We start from the raw sequence: 584 nt of genomic DNA on the forward strand, positions 1-584 counted from the left end.
AAGGTACAAACCGGCCACATGGGTAACACTTTAGACCGGGCACATGGGTAACAGTTATAAACGGCATAGCAGAGGAGACTCACTATGCCCTGGACTGAGACTGTTACCATGCAACGCCTTGAATTCATCCTCGCCTGCCAGGCAGGCGGGGAATCCATGACGCAGCTGTGTCACCGCCACGGCATCAGCCGCAAAACCGGCTACAAGTGGCTCAGCCGCTTTAACCCCGGCGAGCTCTCCTCGCTTGAAAATCTCTCCCGCGCCCGCCATCTCCAGCCCGATAAAATCGCCCCCGACATCGCCGCGCGCCTTGTTCAGTTCCGCCAGCAGCACCCCGACTGGGGGCCAAAAAAAATCCGCCACTGGTTCCTCAGCAACGGCGCTGACTTCATCGTGCCCGCCGCCAGCACCATCGGCGACCTGCTGAAGGCGGCGGGAATGGTGCAGCCGCGGACGCCGCGCAAGCGAACGCCGGGCAACCTGCGCAGTCTCACGACGCCCGTGAGGAATAACCACGTCTGGAGCGCTGATTTTAAAGGGCGCTTCCGCCTGAAAGACGGCAGCTGGTGCCGCCCCTTCACGCT

1 protein-coding gene is annotated in these 584 nt (G+C 61.5%); it reads left to right on the plus strand.

From position 1 onward, the window contains the following. Positions 1-108 precede the first annotated feature (108 nt). A partial coding sequence (locus tag H7K56_RS23155) for a helix-turn-helix domain-containing protein (RefSeq protein WP_182689059.1) occupies positions 109-584 on the plus strand: 476 nt, incomplete at its 3' end.

The organism is Pantoea dispersa, assembly GCF_014155765.1.
Taxonomy (GTDB): Bacteria; Pseudomonadota; Gammaproteobacteria; order Enterobacterales; family Enterobacteriaceae; genus Pantoea; species Pantoea dispersa.